The 18,872-nt window shown below is 64.9% G+C and carries 18 protein-coding genes; 6 read left to right on the top strand and 12 right to left on the bottom strand.

Going from position 1 to position 18,872, the window contains the following annotated elements; all coding sequences use genetic code 11:
• Positions 1-36: 36 nt before the first annotated feature.
• Positions 37-2,787 carry a PQQ-dependent sugar dehydrogenase gene (locus ACSFC7_RS01850; protein WP_436346071.1) on the bottom strand — a complete coding sequence of 917 codons (2,751 nt, stop codon included), beginning with the start codon at positions 2,785-2,787 and terminating at the stop codon, positions 37-39.
• 303 nt (positions 2,788-3,090) lie between these two features.
• Between ACSFC7_RS01850 and ACSFC7_RS01845 the strand changes: the two genes are divergently transcribed.
• Positions 3,091-3,939, top strand: a complete 849-nt coding sequence (locus ACSFC7_RS01845; protein WP_436346070.1) for a sugar phosphate isomerase/epimerase family protein — start codon at positions 3,091-3,093, stop codon at positions 3,937-3,939.
• A 342-nt stretch (positions 3,940-4,281) separates the two neighbouring features.
• Here ACSFC7_RS01845 and hisE read toward each other — a convergent pair whose 3' ends face one another.
• The 8 genes from hisE to ACSFC7_RS01805 all read right to left on the bottom strand — a co-directional run bounded on the left by hisE (position 4,282) and on the right by ACSFC7_RS01805 (position 9,896).
• Positions 4,282-4,566 carry a phosphoribosyl-ATP diphosphatase gene (hisE, locus tag ACSFC7_RS01840; protein WP_436346069.1) on the bottom strand — a complete coding sequence of 95 codons (285 nt, stop codon included), beginning with the start codon at positions 4,564-4,566 and terminating at the stop codon, positions 4,282-4,284.
• Positions 4,567-5,034: a bifunctional nuclease family protein gene (locus tag ACSFC7_RS01835; RefSeq protein WP_436346068.1), complete on the bottom strand. Its 468-nt coding sequence runs from the start codon at positions 5,032-5,034 to the stop codon at positions 4,567-4,569. It abuts the gene before it with no gap.
• Between the two features lie 118 nt (positions 5,035-5,152).
• Positions 5,153-5,485 carry a HalOD1 output domain-containing protein gene (locus tag ACSFC7_RS01830; RefSeq protein ID WP_436346067.1) on the bottom strand — a complete coding sequence of 111 codons (333 nt, stop codon included), beginning with the start codon at positions 5,483-5,485 and terminating at the stop codon, positions 5,153-5,155.
• 46 nt (positions 5,486-5,531) lie between these two features.
• Positions 5,532-6,674 (bottom strand): bacterio-opsin activator domain-containing protein, encoded by a 1,143-nt coding sequence (locus tag ACSFC7_RS01825; protein ID WP_436346066.1) that lies wholly within the window; start codon positions 6,672-6,674, stop codon positions 5,532-5,534.
• Between the two features lie 261 nt (positions 6,675-6,935).
• Positions 6,936-7,922: an acetamidase/formamidase family protein gene (locus ACSFC7_RS01820; protein ID WP_436346065.1), complete on the bottom strand. Its 987-nt coding sequence runs from the start codon at positions 7,920-7,922 to the stop codon at positions 6,936-6,938.
• Positions 7,923-8,078: 156 nt separating this feature from the next.
• The gene (gene pdxT, locus ACSFC7_RS01815; protein ID WP_436346064.1) at positions 8,079-8,708 is read right to left on the bottom strand and encodes a pyridoxal 5'-phosphate synthase glutaminase subunit PdxT; all 630 of its coding nucleotides are present in this window, start codon (positions 8,706-8,708) and stop codon (positions 8,079-8,081) included.
• Positions 8,709-8,752: 44 nt separating this feature from the next.
• A complete protein-coding gene (locus ACSFC7_RS01810; RefSeq protein WP_436346063.1) occupies positions 8,753-9,610 on the bottom strand; it encodes a VOC family protein in 858 nt (285 codons plus the stop codon).
• A 124-nt stretch (positions 9,611-9,734) separates the two neighbouring features.
• Positions 9,735-9,896, bottom strand: a complete 162-nt coding sequence (locus tag ACSFC7_RS01805) for a preprotein translocase subunit Sec61beta (RefSeq protein ID WP_436346062.1) — start codon at positions 9,894-9,896, stop codon at positions 9,735-9,737.
• A 2,023-nt stretch (positions 9,897-11,919) separates the two neighbouring features.
• Between ACSFC7_RS01805 and ACSFC7_RS01800 the strand changes: the two genes are divergently transcribed.
• The gene (locus ACSFC7_RS01800; protein WP_436346061.1) at positions 11,920-12,672 is read left to right on the top strand and encodes an IclR family transcriptional regulator; all 753 of its coding nucleotides are present in this window, start codon (positions 11,920-11,922) and stop codon (positions 12,670-12,672) included.
• Positions 12,673-12,711: 39 nt separating this feature from the next.
• Here ACSFC7_RS01800 and ACSFC7_RS01795 read toward each other — a convergent pair whose 3' ends face one another.
• Both ACSFC7_RS01795 and ACSFC7_RS01790 read right to left on the bottom strand, forming a co-directional pair.
• Entirely contained in the window at positions 12,712-13,695 is a 984-nt protein-coding gene (locus tag ACSFC7_RS01795) for an LLM class flavin-dependent oxidoreductase (RefSeq protein ID WP_436346060.1), read from the bottom strand.
• A gap of 51 nt (positions 13,696-13,746) precedes the next feature.
• Positions 13,747-14,535: an enoyl-CoA hydratase/isomerase family protein gene (locus ACSFC7_RS01790; protein ID WP_436346059.1), complete on the bottom strand. Its 789-nt coding sequence runs from the start codon at positions 14,533-14,535 to the stop codon at positions 13,747-13,749.
• 164 nt (positions 14,536-14,699) lie between these two features.
• Here ACSFC7_RS01790 and ACSFC7_RS01785 point away from each other — a divergent pair, with 164 nt between their 5' ends.
• A complete protein-coding gene (locus ACSFC7_RS01785) occupies positions 14,700-15,824 on the top strand; it encodes an acyl-CoA dehydrogenase family protein (protein ID WP_436346058.1) in 1,125 nt (374 codons plus the stop codon).
• Between the two features lie 38 nt (positions 15,825-15,862).
• Here the strand turns inward: ACSFC7_RS01785 and ACSFC7_RS01780 are convergent, their stop codons facing one another.
• Positions 15,863-16,717 carry a 3-hydroxyacyl-CoA dehydrogenase family protein gene (locus tag ACSFC7_RS01780; protein ID WP_436346057.1) on the bottom strand — a complete coding sequence of 285 codons (855 nt, stop codon included), beginning with the start codon at positions 16,715-16,717 and terminating at the stop codon, positions 15,863-15,865.
• Positions 16,718-16,837: 120 nt separating this feature from the next.
• Between ACSFC7_RS01780 and ACSFC7_RS01775 the strand changes: the two genes are divergently transcribed.
• Genes ACSFC7_RS01775 through ACSFC7_RS01765 form a run of 3 tightly spaced genes read left to right on the top strand, consistent with a single transcriptional unit; the run spans position 16,838 to position 18,802 of the window.
• Positions 16,838-18,007: a thiolase C-terminal domain-containing protein gene (locus tag ACSFC7_RS01775; RefSeq protein ID WP_436346056.1), complete on the top strand. Its 1,170-nt coding sequence runs from the start codon at positions 16,838-16,840 to the stop codon at positions 18,005-18,007.
• Positions 18,004-18,402: a Zn-ribbon domain-containing OB-fold protein gene (locus tag ACSFC7_RS01770; protein WP_436346055.1), complete on the top strand. Its 399-nt coding sequence runs from the start codon at positions 18,004-18,006 to the stop codon at positions 18,400-18,402. The genes ACSFC7_RS01775 and ACSFC7_RS01770 overlap by 4 nt, the downstream gene beginning before the upstream one ends.
• Positions 18,386-18,802, top strand: a complete 417-nt coding sequence (locus ACSFC7_RS01765) for an acyl-CoA thioesterase (protein ID WP_436346054.1) — start codon at positions 18,386-18,388, stop codon at positions 18,800-18,802. Before ACSFC7_RS01770 ends, ACSFC7_RS01765 begins: the two co-directional genes overlap by 17 nt.
• Positions 18,803-18,872 lie beyond the last annotated feature (70 nt).

Genomic DNA, 18,872 nt, shown 5'->3' with positions numbered 1-18,872 from the left:
TCGCGAAAACAGACCGCATCGAACGGCCTGCCGGAGTCAGTCGTCGGCTTCCTGCGGCCCCGGTTCCGCCGCTTCGTCAGCATCGTCGGGGGCCGCTGACGTGTCGTTGTCGGGGCCGTCAGGGTCCGCCGTCGCGTTGTCGTCGGGTAGTTCCTCGTCTGCCCCGGGGTCGTCTTCGCCCTCGGGGAACTCCTCGCCCTCTTCGTCCGCGCCGTCCGGCGCCTCCGCTTCGGGGGCCTCTTCCTCCATCTCCTCTTCGTCGACGACGAACGGGTCCTCGGGCGCAGGAATCTCCTCGCCCTCTTCCGCCGGCACGATCCGGTAGACCTCGCCCGTCTCGGGGTCCGGTCGGAAGTCGGTGTTCGCGAGGACGTACAGTTCGCCGTTCTCGTCGCGTTCGACGCCGTAGACGTACCGATTGAGCGACTCGTCGTCGGCGCCCTCGAACTGCAGTTCCTCGAGGTCCCAGCCCTCGTCGACCTCGACGAGGTCGTCGCCCGCGTCGGCGTCGTCCTCGAGTCCCGCGTCGTCTTCCGTCTCGTTTTCGTCCGGATCGGCGCCTTCGTCGTCCGCCTCCTGAATCAGACTGGCTTCCTCGGTGGTGTTCGCCTCGACTCCGTCCTCGGTGTCGTTCGCCTCGGCTTCGTTCTCGGTTTCGTTCGCCTCGGCTTCGTCCTCGAGTGCCCCTTCGTCTTGCTCCTCCGCGTCCACCTCGTCCTCGTCGGCGCCGTCGCCGGCCGGATCGACCGCCACCAGCACCTCGCCGTCGGCCTCGGCGACGCCCTGGCTGCTCCAGTTGCCGAACACGAACTCACCCTCGAGTTCGGGTATCGTGTCGCCCGCGTAGCGGTGGCCGCCGACGACGACCGAACTGTCGATGAACGCCTCCGACACGCGGGTGTGCTGGTACTCGGCGATCGGGTCCCGCAGCGGCTCGCCCGCTCGCGCCTCGCTGACGTCCCCTTCGACCTCGTCGGGACACTCGGCGGCGGCCTCGAGCGGGAACTCCGGACTGAAGCAGAACGAGCCCTCCTTGACGTTCCAGCTGTAGTTGCCGCCCTCGTCGACGGTGTAGACGGACTCGATGTGATGCTGTCCGGCGTCGGAGACGAACACCTGCCCGCCGTCGTCGATCGACATGCCCCACGGGTTGCGAAAGCCCCAGGCCCAGTAGGAGTCGATGTCTTCGTCCGAGTCGACGAGCGGGTTGTCGTCGGGAACGCCGTACTCGCCGAACTCGGCCTCCTCCTCCGCGTCGACGTCGATCCGGTGGATCCCGCCGAGCGGGTTCTCCGTCGTGTTCTGGGCGTTGCCGCCCTCGTTCTCGTCGTACCAGTCGTCGACGTGGCCGACGCCGATGTCGTGGACGTTGCCGCCGTCGCCGACCGAAGTGTAGAGGTAGCCGTCGGGACCGAAGGCCAGCCGACCGCCGTTGTGGTTGTCCTGTGGCTGCGGGATCTCCATGATGGTCCGCTCGGAGTCGGGATTCACGCTCGTCAGGTCGTCTTCGGCCTGGAACTCGGCGAGCACGTCGGTGTGGTTGTAGCCGAGTCCGTCGCGTTCCGGCGCGCTGTACCGGACGTAGAAGCGGCCGTTCTCCGCGTACTCCGGATGGAACGCGATGCCGAGCAGCCCGCGCTCGTCGTAGCCGCCGAGTTCGCCGATACCGAGGGTGACGAGCTGATCCTCGATGTCGAGGAACAGCTCCATGTCGTCCGGGGTCAGCGACGTCGCGTCGCCGGCGTCCTCGGCCGCTTCCCCCTCAACCTGAATACTGCCCGACATCGTCCCGGGGTGGACCTCACAGACGTAGCGGTCCATCTCCTCGGTCGCTTCGAACTCGAGGGTCTGGGTTTCGCCCGCCTCCCGGACGATCTCCGTCCGCTCGAGGATGTCGTCGTTGGCGTCGAGGATGACGACGTTGTGCGGCTGGCCGTCGCCGTTCTCCCAGGTGAACCGGTAGGTCTCGCCGGCGGCCAGCTCGAGCGTCGGGTTCTCCTCGCCGTCGATCTCGTCCGGACCCATGCCGAACCAGGCCGTGACGACGCCGTTGAAGAGGAACTCCTGCGGTTCGCCCTCTGCCGGCTGGTCCATCGTGTCCTCACCGTCATCGTCAGCGACGACGCCTTCGTTGGGATCGGCGGTCTCGTTGCCCTCGTCGGCTTCGGGTGGCTCGCCGGTCTCGTTTTCCTCCTGTATCAGACTGCCCTCCTCGGCTTCGGCGACGTCCGTTTCGTTGTCCGGGTCGGCGACGCCCGTTTCGTTGTTCGGGTCGGCGACGCCCGTCTCGTTGTCGGCTTCGACGGACTCTCCTTCGGCGCCGTCTTCGTCGAGTTCACCTTCGGCGTCGTCCGCCGCGACTGGACCGTCTTCCTCCTCGTCGACTGCCTCGTCTGGCGCTCCGTCCTCCTCGGGTCCGCCGTCGGCTTCCTCCGGTTGCTCGCCGAGGTTGGTGACGAACACCTGCCCCGTCTGCGTGACGAGGAAGTGGTGGACCTCGCCGTCTACTTCGACGTAGTCGAGGTCGGTCGGTGCCGGCAGGTTCTCCGCGACCAGTTGGAGGCCGACGGTCTCCCCTTCCGGGAACTCGCCGGCGACGGGGACGCCCTCGAAATCGGCTTCCTCCGCCTCCTCCTCGCCCGTCTCCTCGTCTTCCTGTGCGCTCGCGACGCCGCCGAGTGCGGCCGCAGATCCCGAGGCCGCGAGGGCTCGAAGGATCGTCCGTCGCGATTGACTCCCGATTCCGGATTCGTGTACGCCGCGTACCGTGTCGTTTGGGTAACTCATGCTCAGTGTATCGTGAAACGAATGGACGAGGCCTGGACAGAATCTACATCCGCCGACAGCGGATGTACCCGCGTTCGAGTAGCGCTCCGCTAGCTCGGTCCGGCGTCGCTGTGTGACTCGCCCGCACGGAGGTGGTCGTGTCAGTTTGATAAATCGAGCAAACCGTTCCACGGACAATCTCGCTCTGGCCGTTCGTTTCACGTCCTAACCTCGAGTTAGGGCGTCTCCGCTCCGCACGAGTCGCGTTAACGACCGATTCGTGGCCAACGGATTAGTGACTCGACGGTATACGTCTCCGAACCCATGGTCGAACTCGCCTTTTCGACGAACGCGTACACGCAGCACTCGCTCCCGGACGCGGTTCGCCGCATCGCCGACTGCGGCTACGCCGGCGTCGAACTCCTCGGCGACGAGCCACACGCCTACTTCCCCGACTTCGCGGACGCGGATCGCGAGTCGCTCCGCGAGGCGCTCGAGGTCGCCGATCTCGCGGTATCGAATATCAACGCGAACACCGCGATGGGCTACTACGACGACGCGCCGCCGTCGGCGTTTTTCGAACCGAGCGTGATCCGCGCCGACGACGACGCCCGCGAGTGGCGCGTCGAGTACACGAAGCGCGCGATCGACATCGCGGAGACGGTCAACGCGCCCGCGGTCTGTCTCGCGACGGGGCGTCCCCTGCCGGGAACGATGCCCGAGGCGGCCCGGGAGTACCTCCGCGAGTCGCTCCACGAGATCCTCGACTACGCCGAGAGTCGCGACGTCGCGGTCGGCATCGAGTACGAACCCGAACTGCTGATCGAGAACACCGACGAGGTGCTCGCGTTGATCGACGACCTCGGTCGGGACGGACTGGGGGTCAATCTGGACGTCGGCCACGCGGCGGTTTACGGCGAGGACGTCGCCGAAAGCATCCGTCGCAGCGCCGGCTCGATCACGGGCATCCACCTCGAGGACATCGTCGGCGGCCGACGCGGGAAACACTACCACCGCATCCCCGGCGAGGGCGATCTCGACTTCCGGGCGATCTTCGACGCGCTCGACGACATCGACTACGACGGGTTCGCGACGCTCGAGTTGTACACCTACCCCGACGAACCGGATCGTGCGGCACGGGAGGCGTACGCGGCGCTCGAGGCGTACGTGTAGCGTTGCTCTGATACCAATTCATCCCACCCGGATCCCCATCGAAACGCGAGCTATCGCCCGTCCAATCGGTAATACCGTGCTACTCGCGGCCCGCGTCAAGATAACGAACCGAATAGTCGTAACGTCCCCCGTTTCTGCCAATCCCTGTAGCGTAGTCGGACGATGACCGCTAACGACAATCGAGAGGCGGACCAAACGGCTGAACACGACGGATGGCGAGGAACTGATCGAATCGGCGATCCTCTCCGAGGTGGGCGAAACCCAGACGGTGGAGGGACGGACCGCGAAAACGAAACCGGCGGCCCCGCTCGGCGTTAGCGTCTGCGGTTCGAGTCTTCGTCTTCAGCGCCGCGCCTCGAGTTCCGCTTCGAGATCCTCGAGACTCATCTCCTTCATCGAGAGGAGGACGAGCAGGTGGTAGACGATGTCGGCGGCCTCGTACGCGATCTCGTCGCGGTCGTCGTCTTTGGCCGCCAGGACGAGTTCGGTCGTCTCCTCCCCGAGTTTCTCGAGTACCTCGTTTTCCCCTTTCTCGTGGGTGAACAGCGAGGCGGTATAGGAGTCGTCGGGCAGCGTTTCCTTGCGATCCTCGATCACGGCGAACAACTCTTCGAGCGTCTGATCCATCTACATCTCACCTGATACGTTACGAATATCCTCGAGTTGCTCGAACTTTTCGCTATCGTCGCGGCCGTCTTCGAAGACGTCGTCGGTGATCTCGATGGGGGCGTTCGTCCGGGCCGCCAGCGCGAGCGAGTCGCTCGGTCGGGCGTCGATGATCGTTTCGCCCCGCGGCGTCTCGAGGTGGAGGTCGGCGATGTAGGTGCCGCCCTGCCCGTCGTCGCGCTCCTCGATCTCGTTGACGACGATGCGGTCGATCCGACTGCCCAGTTCCTCCATGACGTCGAGCAGGAGGTCGTGGGTCAACGGCCGGCCGATGTCCTCGGCCTCGAGGCCGCGAGCGATGCTCGTCGCCTCGTTGAAGCCGATGAAGATCGGAACGACGTCCTCTTCGCCGTCGACGTCGAGGACGACCACCGGCACCGGCCCCTGTGGGGTCCCCGCGACACGAACCGCGTCGATGGATGCCTGCATATCGATACCCTTGCGAGCGAGCGAGAAAACACGTCCGGTCGCGAATGCATGCACGCGGTCACCGAACCGCGGTCGACTCGTTCGATGACCGTGCTCGGCTAGCGTCGGTCCGTCGGTCTCACCGCTCCGGTGGCTCGACGACGACGGTGCCGCGGTTCGAAACGCTCACCTGGCAGCCTTCGTACGAAAACGACACTTCGATGGGGCGGTCCCGGTTCGACCGCACGAGCGTAGCGAGCGCTTCGGGATCGATCGTCTCGTACAGTGCGGTCATCGTGGTCGGATCGCAGTTCGTGACGGCCCCCACGCTTTCGACGATCGCGCCGATGATCGTGTCGGAATCTGCATCGAACTGCCTGTGGAACGTTCCCGTGGTGGGATCGTAGCCCGTACTGTCGTCGTCGAACGACTCGAACGAAGGTGAATCGGATAGAGTCGTGTTATCATTCATTGGCCCTCTTATCGGGGACATCGAAGTAAGCGGTCACGCTGACCAGTCAGCGTGCGTCCGCACCGGACTTCTCGAAGAGGTGGCGAAGGACGGTCCGCTGTGCCTTCCGAAGGTGCTGGTTGAAGGTCTGCCGCGTGACGTCGAACCGGTTCGCTAATTCGTCGCCGGTGCTGGCTCGAGGCGTGTCGAAGTAGCCGCCGAAGTAGGCGGCGTCGAGCGCGGCCAGCTGCCGGTCGGTGAGCGCGTCGGCGACGACGTCGTAGAGGAGGTGGGGCGAGTAGACGAGTTCCTCGGACACCAGTTCGACTGTGTCGTGGAACCGCCGAATTCCCTCCGCAGCCAGCCGCGGATCCACGTCACCCGGAAGCTCGCCGCGGAACCTGACTTCGTCCGAAGCAATGACGATGTCGCGGGGCCGGCCGCCGAGGGACGGGAACACTTGGGCCACCGTTTCTGATTCCGCGTGGGCCTCGACGCGATGGTGGTTGTCGATCGAACTGAGTAACCGTGCGTCGACGTAGTGTGGCACCTCTTCGACGGCGGTCACGAACTCGCTCGCGGAGAGATCCGACGTCCCCATGTACTGGACGGTCGTCCCGTCCGGCAGCGGGACGACGGAGTCGATTTCGATTCGCCTCTCGTCGTCCTCGACGCGAAGGGAGGGTGGGACCGCCGACTTGTCGGCCCGGTACTCGAGCAGTCGGACGTGGTCGCTGGTCAACCGCTTCTCGCGCCGCTTCAACGCCGTCACGTCCTCGAACGAGACGACGACGTACTCGACCGTCCCCTCGTCGTCCAGTACGGGTGACGCGCTGCTCGAGAACCACCGCTCGGAGCCGTCCGGGAGTTCGATCCAGTGTTCGAAGCCGAACGCCGGTTCGCCGGACTCGAAGACGCGCGTGACGGGGTGGTCGTCGGCAGGGATCGGTGCCCCGTCGTCGTCGTAGATGTTCCACTCGGACGGATCGTACGCGCCGCCGGTGAGCCGTTCGTTCGTGAGTCCGAGCGTCTCCGATGTACGGTCGTTTGCGAAGGCGATGGACCCCGTCGAATCGACCACGACGGTGCTGCCCGGGGTCACGTCGAACACTCGTCGAGCGAGATCCTCGGGCGGTGTTCCGGACGACTCGTGTTCCTCGGGGTCGGCCGGTTCGTCGTCGTGAACTCCCCCTGCTGGCGAGTTCGTCATCGTTCCACCGACCGTTCGAGAAACCGCTGACTCGTCTCGAGACGGTCGACTCGCTCGCAGCCACGTTCGTCACGTCGATACCCGAGTGCCGATCGTCGTCCGAGTTCGCCGCGGCGAGCGATCGACGCCCCGGTGGATCGGTACCGGGTCATACCACTGCTACGGCTCCGACGGATAAATGCGTACCACTGGTGAGAAACCCGGACGGAGTCCGTCACGACCGCTCGGATCGGACTCGCTGCGTCCCTCCGAACCGGCTCGTCACTCTCGCGTCGGCCGTCGCTTTGCTTCCGGGAAGATACTCTCCGGCAGGTACGCGGAGACGACCCAGTTCGGGGCGTTGACCGCTTCGTTGATCTTCAGGTCGACGGCCGCCGAACACAGCATGTAGGCTTCGCTCCGGCCGAGTCCGCGTTCGCCGTGCAGGTGATCGATCATGTTCCGAACGGCCGCTCTGGTCGCCTCCATTAGGTCGTCGGCGATCCCGGTCGTTCCGTACATCGGTTCGTCTCGACCGGTCGGGGTGAACGGCCCCGTGGTTTCGAACTGCGGCTGCTCGATCGACAGATCCGACCGCAGGTCGAACCGGCACGTGACGGTCATCGGCGCCTCGATGCCGGTCCCGCAGACCTCGCCGTCCCCCTGAGCGGCGTGGCAGTCGCCGATGCTGAACAGTCCCTCGTCGACCGCGACGGGGAGGTAGAGCGTCGATCCCGCCGTGAGCTGTTTGATGTCCATGTTCCCACCAACCGACCGCGGCGGGAACGTCTCGTGGCTGCCGTCCTCGTCTGGGGCGACGCCGATTACGCCGGGGAACGGATCCAGCGGGACCTCGATCCCGTCGACGAACTGTGCGACGCCGTCCTCGAGGTCCCAGACGTGAAGGTCCGGTTCGGGGAACTCGTCCGACAGGAGCCCGAGCTCCGCTTCGCTCGGGAGGATCAGCGAGTGGCCCCAGCCCTCGTGCTCGAGGTCGAGCAGTTCGACCTCGAGGACGTCGCCCGGCTGGGCACCATCGACCGCGACGGGTCCGGTCAGCGCGTGGACGCGGCTGACGTCGAGGTCGGCGATGTCGGCGACCGTCGAGTCGGGGCCGAGCTGTCCGTCGGTCGAGTCTCTGCACGTAAAGCGGACGACGTCGCCGGACTCGATCGTCCGTACCGGCTCGAGACTGTTGTCCCACGCGCTGTGAACGGTGCCGTCGTCGGGGCGTATCTGGTAATCTACCGCGTCGTATTCGCTCGCCATTTCCGTTGCACCCAACGCGGTGCCGCGAGATAAAGTCTCGATCCGTCGCGGCTCCGATCCGACGGCGGGATGGCTCGTCCTCACTGCTCGATCGCCGGCCGTCGATCGGCGGGCTCCCGAGCACCGAACGACGCCTCCTGTTTCCGAGCGGCACGCCTACTGCCCGCGCTCGAGGCTCGGCACCGCCGCGTCGTCGTTCTCGAAGAACGCGAGCCCGTGAATTCGACTGTCGGGGGTCAGTTCGGGGTGGAACGCGGTCCCGACGACCGGCCCCTGCTTGACCGCGACGGGACGGCCGTCCCACGAGGCGAGTACCTCGGCGTTTCCGCTCCCCACGTCGTCGATGGCGGGTGCGCGGATGAACACCGCCGGATACGGCTCGTCGTCGGCCAGGCCGTCGACCGCGAGCGCCCCCTCGAAACTGTCCCGCTGGCGGCCGAAGGCGTTGCGCTCGACCGCGACGTCGAGCAGCCCGAGTTCCTCGACCCGGTCGTCTCCCGCGTCGCTCGAGGCGACGATCAGCCCGGCACACGTCGCGAGCAGCGGTTTGCCGGCGGCGACGTGGTCCCGGATTTCGGGGGCGATCCCCTCGCTGTGGAGCAGTCGGGAGATGGTCGTCGATTCGCCGCCGGGCATCGCGAGCAGGTCGCAGTCCGGGACGAGCCCCGAGTCGCGAATCTCGCGGACGGTGACCTCGCGGTCGTGGGCCTGCGCCGCGCGTTCGATGGCGGCCGCGTGTTCCTCGACGTCGCCCTGAACGGCGACGACGCCAGCGGTCAGTGACATGTCCCGCCCTATGGATGGGTGCGTCAAAAAGGTCGCGTCCCCGGTTACGATTCGGCGGCGAGGCGAATGGCGATCCCGTCAGGGTCGGTGATTTCGAAGCCCTCCTCGCGGTCGTCGACCGGGACGTTACCGTCCGCGAGTCGCCGGCGGATCGTCTCGAGCGCGTCGCTCGAGGGCACGACGAGTTCGAACCACGCGAGTCCGCGGTGATCCGCCGTCGCCGGGGCCGATCGGCGGTGCCAGGTGTTCAGGCCCAGGTGGTGGTGGTAGCCGCCCGCGGCGACGAACAGCGCCGACGGTGCCGTATCCGTTACGTCGAACCCGAGGGTGTTCACGTAGAACTCCCGGGCGGCGTCGAGCGACGACACCTCGAGGTGGACGTGACCGAGTGCGGTCCCCGAAGGGGCCGTCGCGACCGGATCGCCGTTCGCGGCCGCCGCAAGCGACTCGAGGTCGAGCGGCCACGAGCCGATCTGGAGGCTCCCGTCGTCGTCGTGCGGCCAGTCTTCGCGCGGTCGGTCCCAGTAAATCTCGACGCCGTTGCCCTCCGGGTCGGTACAGTAGAGCGCCTCGCTGACGCCGTGGTCGGACGCCCCGGTAAGCTCCCAGCCGTCGCGGATCCGAGCGAGCGCATCACCCAGCGCCGCGCGGCTGGGGACCCTGAACGCGTTGTGAAAGAGGCCGGTCGCGTCCACGGGACGCGGGTCCGCATCCGCCTCGTGTCGGCACTCGAGCAGCGGCGTGCCGTCGACGCCGAGCGTCGTCGTCGCTGCCTCCCGCGTGAGTTCCTCGAGTCCGACGATATCTCGATAGAAGTCGATCACCGCCGCCTCGTCACCGACGGTCAGTGCCGTCCGACCGAGTCGGGTCGAATCCGGAAGAAGTCCGATAGAGTCGTTCATACGTCCGATACGCACTATTGGCTTATATGTAGTTTGACTGTACGCGCGACCACGAACGGTATCGTCGCACGGAATAGCCGCTCCTCGCGGGCCTCGGTTGGGTGTGAGAACGAGGGCTGGTCGGTTACGCGACGAACGTCAGCAGCTGGACCAGTACGCCGATCATGACACCGGTCGCGATGACCGTCTTGGGATCGATCTTGATCGAGTTCGAGTCCTCCGAGTCGAAGTACCGGACGAGTCCGGCACTGGACATCAGCCCACCGCTGTTCTGTCCTTTATCCATACCCACTACTACGAGCGGACGGAACTAAATCTTTCGTCCCAGTGGACGGCGCTGTTCAGATTACCGTTTGAAGGAATGAGGTGCTCCATCTGGCGGAACTATCACTTTCGGATACTGTTTCTCTTTTGGAGACATTCGGTGTCAAACGGGCGAGATCGACGATCCATAATTGGGTGCAGAACGCAGATCTACAGCCGACAGTTGGAAAACAGCCGGACCACGTTGCACTCGACGAAACCGCGATCCAACTCGACAATCAGCGTTACTGGCCGTGTGCTGCTGTCGATCCGAAGACCAACGAACCTCTCCATGTACGGCGCTATTCAGCGCGTACAACCGCACTTACCGAGATGTTCCCGAGTGTACTCGAACAGAAAGACGACATCGACGATGCCGTATTTCTCGTCGACTCAGCACCGTAGCTCGACGCTGCACTCCACAACCACGGGTTCTGATTTCGATACGAAAAACCTGAAAATCGGACACAGTCAAACGTTTCATTCAAGAGATAACACGGCGTACATCCCGGTTTGAAAACTGCTTCAGAAACGCCGATCCAGCAACCGCCGAAACGTGGCTGCAGAGCTACAGACTGCTGGAACCAACTAATCTGAACGATGTCGGGATCGGCGTAGCAGCTCCAGGCAGAATATCGACCGTCGATTCGTCGTTCTACTCGCGTACTGTGTCGAACAGCTATGCACGCTATGATACGCACCGCAATAAATAAACTAAACTTATATTTATTTTGGGGTCAGGTAGTCATTACCGGTCCCGATCGCAGACTCTGAGTTATCGACTCTATCCGCGCTGTTTTAGCTATCGTGCACTGAAATACTGCTGCTAATGCGCCTATACGCGCCATATAGGTGCCGAGACTGGAATCACCATCAATATCCTCTCACACTAGATGGGATGTCCAGACCGGGACTGGATTACTTCTGAAATAGCCTGTATATGGCAGATATTGTGTAATATAATACAATCTCTTCCAAAAGCGTGTTACCATTTGGACATGGGAGTTTTCTCGCTCATTCACTAACACTTCAATTCGATAGCGTGGGACGACACTCCGAATAATAAATTAAATATTGTTTATTACCGGGTGGCGAGTGAGCGCTCCATTACACGAACCCGTTTCGATACAGTACTCGGATACTGCTTCCAGTACACCGAACACCGCGAATACCGTCCATCGCAATCTGGTTTTACGGCTGCACGGGTGTATACACTCGTCTTCAGACTGCTTACGGGTCTCGAGTACTAACCCTCGCTCCCGCCGTTCGACGGCCGTCATCGTCGGGCGGCCGAATGTAGATCGGCTCTTACCATCGCGACTATGATTGGATCCCGTTCCGCCCGTCGTCGTGTTGCCGTCGGCGTACAGGCGATCGATACCGCCCGCGACACGGTCGTGGACATTTCTCGACTTCGGGATGATTACAAATGTACCCTTGTAATATATTCGTTCAGGACGAGTCTGTCCACCCGACTCTGCGCATCTATCGGAGTTCAGCGCTCGTTCCGAGCGTCTCGGAAACCGTTCGACACCGGATATGGGCGTAGCGAGCCCTGCCGGTACGCTAGTTGACGCTTTCTCTCACAGTTTCCGCGAAACCTGTTCCGACTCTATCGGAACTAGTTTGGGAGCGATTCACGTGGTGCTTCGGTGCGTCCGACGGCGGAATATCGGACCATCGCTCCGTACGTCCGCGCTCCCGGCCTCGGATGGTGGATCGGCTTCCGTTCTGGCCGGTCGCCCAATAATATGGTGTTAATACAATATATTCGATGAAAGGAGATCCGGCTCTTCCGAAAGCGTCGTCTCCGGGTATAGTGTACTGTTAACAAGACACGCTCGAGAAAACCTCTACTTTCTGGCCCACTACTCGGCCTTCTCGACGGTCGAACGCCTTCGACGTCGTTTTCTGTGACAACGAGGACGAATCGAACGCCATTCATCTCGAAAACATATCCGGCAGAGCCGAAACACTTCTGTGGGTGGCGATAGTGGTCGGTCAGTATGACACGGACATCGAACCGGTCGGTCGAACGGGCGTTCGCACTCGTCGACGAACTCGCGGAGAACGGTGGGGGGCGAGTCTCCGAACTGGCAGAGCGCGTCGATATGCCGGTGAGTACGGTTCACGATCACCTGCAGACCCTCGTCGAAACGGAATACGTACGGATGGAGGACAAAGAGTACCAGACGACGACGCGATTTCTGGAGGTCGGTCATCGCCAACGACACCGTCTGGAGGTTTTCAAGGCCGTTCGCGACGAACTCGAGACCGTAGCCGACGAGACCGACGAACACGCGACGCTCTTCATCGAGGAGGAGGATCAGGCGGTCATCCTCGCCGTCCAGGAGGGCTCGGATGCGGTCAATCTGTTCGCGTATCCGGGTGCGCGGATGCCGTTACATGCGGTGGCTCCGGGGAAAGCGATGCTCGCCTCCATGCCAACCGACCGCGTCGAGGAAATCATCGACCGACACGGACTCGTCGAACTGACGTCTCGGACGATCACCGACTCCGACGTCCTGTTCGACCAACTCGAGGAGATCCGTCAGCAGGGGTACGCGATCGACGAAGGCGAGCGGATCGCGGGAATGGTGTGCATCGCCGCTCCGATCTTCGACAAGAACGATCGGGTGCGCGGCGCGATTTGCGTCTGCGGACCGCAGAGCCGAATCGACGAGACGCGCCGGGACGAAATCGCGGACATCGTCCGGCGGGCGGCGAACGTAACGCAGGTGAACTTAGATTACGTGTGAGGTCGGTTCGACCGCCGTCGGCGACTCGCGGCCGATCGATTACGAGTCCGAAACCGGCGCGAGCGCCTCGATCGTTCCCTCGGCGAGATCGTCGGCGGCCTGTTCCGGGATCGTCAGCAGCGGCCGATCGATCGCGGTTTCGTCGACGAGTTCGCGAAGTTGCTCTCGGGCGTCCGACGGCGTCCCGGCGACACCCAGATCGTGGACCATCTCGTCCGTCACGAGCCCGGCGGCCTCCCCGCGGTCGCCGGCCCCCCACGCGTCGGCGATGCGCTCGGCTCGGTCGGGGAACCGGGTCCCGACCGCGTTCCGGTAGCCGTCGGCGCTGCCGGCGTAGTAGGCGATGTGTCCGCGAACGGCGTCGTAGGCCTCGTCGGCGTCGTCGCTCACAGCGGCGGGGACGTACGGCGCGATCGTGATCCCGTCCGGATCGCGACCCGCCTCTCGAGCCGTTTCCTCGACGACCTCGAACGCCTCGTCGAGCGCCGAGAACGGGATGTTGTGCGGCATCCAGCCGTCACAGAGCCGGCCGACGACCCGCCGATTCGCCGGCCCGAGCGCCGCGTGATAGATCGGCACGTCCCTGTCGACGGGTGGAACGCCGTTCACCTCGAGCAGTTCGCCCTCGTACTCGACGGGTTCGTCGCCCGTCAGGATCTCCTGGACGATTTCGATGGTCTCGTGAGACCGGCGAACGGGCCGTTCGAACGGCATTCCGTGGACGTTTTCGACGGCCGTCGGCGTACTCGTCCCGACGCCGAAGGATGCCCGTCCGTCCGACACGTCGTCGATCGTCGCCGCGGTCATGGCGAGCACGGCCGGCGTCCGCGAGAAGACGTTCACGATCGCCGTACCGATTTCGACGCTGTCGGTGCGAGCGGCGATCTCCGAGAGTTTGACGACGGAGCTCGTTCCCCAGAGTTCGCCCATCCAGACGGAGTCGTACCCCCGCGCTTCGGCGTCGATCGCGAGGTCGGTCGGGTCGTGTGCGCCGGTTCGCGGAATTACCAGGCCGAGATGCATACCCACCTGTTTGCGACTCGGTCTCATAAATCATTCCGCGGCGCGGGCTCGTTACCGACCGACGAACTCGGGATCGCCGTCGCCGAAGAACGCGCCGAGACCTCGCTCGTAGTCTTCCGTCCGCGTCGCTCCCGCAATGACGTCTGCTTCCGCAGCGAGTTGGGACTCGAGGCTCCGATCGTAGCTGTCGGTCAACAGCCGGGTCGTCGCTCCGAGGGCCTGGGTCGGGCCGGAGGCGATGTCGGCCGCGACGGTCTCGAGTCGATCGTCGAACGCCTCGCTGGGGACGGCTTCGTTCGCGAGTCCCATCTCGACGGCCTCGTCGGGGGCGATCGGCTCGTCCCGGAGGACGATCTCCTTCGCGGTTCGAAGCCCGACGAGTCGCGGCAGGAAGAAGGTGGAACCGCCGTCGCCGGTCAGTCCGATTCCGGGGTAGGCGAATTTGAGGGTCGCGCCCTCGCCGAGGACGACCAGGTCGGGCATGAGCGCGAGGCTGAAGCCGATCCCGGCGGCGACGCCGTCGATTCCCCCGACGACCGGCGTCTCGGTCCGGTGGAACTGGACGATCGCCTCGTGGGCGCGGCCGGCCAGTTCGCGGAGCAGCGGTGCGTCGGACTCGTCGCCGGAGAACCGGGAGAGATCGGCGCCCGCACCGAAGAAGTCGCCCTCGTGGGTCAGCACGATACACCGAACGTCCGCGTCCTCGCCCAGCGTCGTCGCGACCGACACCAGTTCGTTCGCCATCTCGAGGGTCAGCGCGTTCCGGCCGGCCGCGCTGTCGAGCGTTACCGTCGCCACGCCGTCGCTCCGGTCGACGGTCAGGTTCTCGTAGTCGTCCATGTGTGCCACCGGTTCGGAACGATACCGGTTAACTATTCTGTTCACTCGATTCTCGTCGGCTGCGTCGTCTCCGCGGCGGGACTGCTCGAGGCGCGCCGTCGACGTGCGCGTCTCTCGGCCGTCGAGTCACACACTTTAGTAGCAGCCTCGAGAAGAAGGGAGTAATGACGCTGACAGACGAACAGGAGCTCATCCGAAACACGGTACAGGAGTTCGTCGCGAACGAAGTCGGAACCGACGTCGACGAGGCCGACGCGAACCAGACATTTCCGGAAGACGTCTGGGATGGGCTCGCGGAGCTCGATCTGACGGGCCTGACGGTTCCCGAAGAGTACGGCGGGCTCGACGTCGACACGCTCACGTACAGTATCGTCAACGAGGAGCTCGCGTACGGCCACCTCGCCGTCGCGACGGCCCTGTCGGTCCACTGTCTCGCGACCTCGTGCATCCGCCAGTTCGGGTCCGACGAGCACCGTGAGGAGTGGCTTCCCGAGATGGTGTCGGGCCGGCCGGTCGGCGCGTTCGCGCTGTCGGAACCGCACGCCGGCTCGAACCCCGCCGAACTGTCGACCGAAGCTACTCGAGACGGCGACGAGTACGTCATCAACGGCAAGAAACAGTGGATCACGAACGGCGAGCGCGCGGGCGTCGTCATCCTCTTCGCCAAGACCGACCGCGACGACCCCGACAGCGTCACCCAGTTCCTCGTGCCGAAAGACGTCGAGGGTCTCGAGGTCGGCAAGAAGGAGGACAAACTCGGCCTGCGCGCGAGCGACACGACGACGCTCATCTTCGACGACGTTCGCATTCCGGCAGAGAACCGACTGACCGAGGTTGGAGAGGGTCTCAGCTCCGCGTTCTCGATCCTGACCGGCGGCCGGGTCGCGATCGCGAGTCAGGCGGTCGGCGTCGCGCAGGCGGCGCTCGACGACTCGATCGCCTACGCGCACGACCGCGAGCAGTTCGGCAAGTCGATCGTCGAACACCAGGCGATCGGGCACAAACTCGCCGATATGCAGACGAACGTGCAGGCGGCCCGCCTGCTCACTCGCGACGCCGCCCGCCAAAACGAGGGCGGCGTCGCCCCGAAGGCGGCGGCGATGGCGAAGTACTTCGCCAGCGAGACGGCGGTCGACGTGGCGAGTGAGGCAGTCCAGATCCACGGCGGCTACGGCTACACGAAGGACTTCGACGTGGAGCGCTACTACCGCGACGCGAAGATCACGACGATCTACGAGGGCACCTCCGAGATCCAGAAGAAGATCATCGCCCGGCACCTGAAGCGGTAGGACGGCTCGCGGTCGTTCGCCCTCGATCGGCGAGAGCGTTACTCGTATTCGTAGAATCCGGTTCCGGTCTTCTTCCCGAGGTCTCCCGCTTCGACCTTCCGCTTGAGGAGGTAGGCGGGCTTGTAGCGGTCGCCGAGTTCCTCGTACAGCGTCTCGGTCGCGTGCAGACAGATGTCCAGGCCGATGTGGTCCGCGAGCGTCAGCGGCCCCATCGGGACGTTCGTGCCGAGTTCCATGCCCGCGTCGATGTCTTCCTTCGTGGCGACGCCCTCGTCGAACGCGCGGATCCCCTCGTTGATCCAGGGCATCAGGATCCGGTTCGTGACGAAGCCGGGCTTGTCGTCGGCCTCCCAGGTCGTCTTCTCGAGAGCCTCCGCGAACTCGTGAGCAAACTCGACGATATCCGGGTCGGTCTTCTCGCCGACGACGACCTCGACGCCTTCCATGATCGGGACGGGATTCATGAAGTGCAGGCCGATCACGCGATTCGGCGCGTCGAGGTCGGCGGCGATCGAAGTGATCGAGAGCGTGCTCGTGTTCGTCGCGAGCACGCAGTCCTCGTCGCAGACGTCCTCGAGATCCGCGAAGATCTCCCGTTTCACGTCGAGCTTCTCGAGGGCCGCCTCGACCACGATGTCGCAGTCCGCGAGATCGTCGAGACTCGTCGTGCCGTCGATTCGGCCCCGAATGGTGTCCGGGTCTTCCTCGAGGGCGTCACGTCCCTCGAGACGGCCGAGACTGTCGTCGATGGTGTCGAACCCGCTGTCGACGAACTCCCGCTCGATGTCCCGCATCACGACGTCGTAGCCGTGCGTGGCGGCAACCTGTGCGATACCGCTGCCCATCGTTCCCGCGCCGACGACGCCGACGCGGTCGATCGTCTTCTCGACCATTGCCAGAAGGTGTTTCGACCACGCTGATAAGTGTAGCGCCTCGAGCGGCCGTTACTCCGTGCTTCGGGGCGCTGTCGATACACATTTAATCCCGTCTGTGTAAACGTGTCGTGGTAGCTAATGACGAAGGCATTCATTGCCGGATCAGGGACGACTGCGTTCGGATCGTTTCCGGACCGAACCGGACGAGACATGTTCGCGGAGGCCGGACTCGCCGCGCTCGACGACGCCGGGCTCACATCTGCAGACGTCGACGAGGTGTTCTACGGCAACTTCGTCGGCACGCTCTCGGAGCGACAGGGCCACCAGGGGCCGCTCGTCGCGGAGGCCCTCGGCACGACCGCGCCGGCCAGACGGGTCGAGAGCGCGTGCGCCTCGAGCGGCGTCGCGATTCGGGACGCGGTCCGCGCCGTTCGGGCCGGTGACGCCGACGTGGTCGTCGCCGGCGGCATGGAACGGATGAGCAACATGGGGACCGCCGGTGCGACCGACGGGTTGGCCCGTGCGGCAGACGACCTCTTCGAAGTACGGGCCGGCGTCACGTTCCCGGCGGCGTACGCGCTGCTGGCTCGAGCGTATTTCGACGCGTACGGCGGCGATCGGGCGGACCTCGCGCACATCGCGGTCAAGAACCACGACAACGCGCTCGTCAACGACCACGCCCACCTCCGACGGGAGATCACCGTCGACGACGTCCTCGAGGCCCCGGAGATCGCCGCGCCGCTCGGCCTGTACGACGCCTGCCCGATCAGCGACGGCGCTGCGGCCGTCGTCCTCTGCTCTCCGTCGTACGCCGCCGAACACGGACTCGACTCGGGCGTCGCGATTACGGGCTCCGGGCACGGCGGCGACACGATGGCGCTGCAGGATCGCCAGTCGCTCGCGAAGACGCCCGGAACGCGCGAGGCCGCCGAAGCGGCGTACGACGACGCCGGAATCGAACCCGCGGACGTCGGTCTCGCCGAAGTCCACGACTGTTTCACGATCGCGGAAGTGCTCGCGCTCGAGGGACTCGGGCTGTACAGCCACGGTGAAGCGCTCGGCGCGGCCCGCCGCGGCGAGACGCGCCGCGACGGCACGCTGCCGGTGAACCTCTCGGGCGGGCTGAAGGCCAAGGGCCATCCCGTCGGGGCGACCGGCGCCGCTCAGATCGCGGCCGTCAGGATGCTGCTCGAGGGAACCCATCCCCGTTCGGACGCCGTCGACGACAACGTCACCGTCGGTCTCGCCCACAACGCCGGCGGGACGGTCGCCAGTGCGACGGTTCACGTGTTGGAGGTCGTCGCATGAGTGAGCCTCGTACCGACGGCTACGACGAGTTCCTCGAGGCTCTCGAGTCCGGTGACGGCTACTACCACGAGTGTTCGAACGGCCACGGAACGCTTCCACCGCGGCGGAGCTGTCCCCACTGCGGGGATCGCGACCTCGAGACGCTGGCGCTGCCGGAGACGGGCGAGATCGTCACGCACACGACCGTCACCGTGCCGACGCCGGCGTTCGACGACGACGCGCCATACGTGACGGCGCTCGCGGCGTTCGGACCGGTCAGACTGACCGGAATCCTCCGCGGCGTCGATCCGGCCGACGCCGAGATCGGAGACACCGTTACGGCGACCGTCGAACCGAGCGAGACGACCGACGACCGAACGATCACGTTCCGACCGAACGATGGCACACACGACTGAGATCACCGTCGACTGGGGCGACACCGACGCCGGCGGGCTCATCTACTACCCGCGATTCTTCCACTTCGTGATCGTGGGGCTGAACGACTACTTCAGGCTCGCCACCGACGGCGAACACCCGATGGAGCGGTACCGACGCGCCGGCTACGTCCTTCCCGCGGTCGAGGCGTCGGCTTCGTTCCGCTCGCCGCTCCGCGCCGGCGACGAGGCGCTGCTCGAGACGACCGTCGTCGACAGCGGGACGTCCTCGCTGACGCTCGCGTTCGCGATCACTCGTCCGACCGACGGCGAACGCGTCGCCGACGGGGAAGTCTCGTTCGTCTTCGTCGACGACTCGTTCGACGCCACCCCGCTGCCCGACGAGATTCACGAGTGCATCCGCACCCGTGGCGACGCCTGACTCGGGTGACGAGCGGGCAGCCTGGTGGGCGGAACGGCCACGACGAGGCGCTGCCTCGCAGCAGGATTAG

It is taken from the genome of Natronorubrum halobium (assembly GCF_051351675.1).
Lineage (GTDB): Archaea > Halobacteriota > Halobacteria > Halobacteriales > Natrialbaceae > Natronorubrum.
The sequence above is the reverse complement of the archived record's forward strand: the minus strand, read 5'-3'. Positions and strand labels throughout refer to the sequence as shown.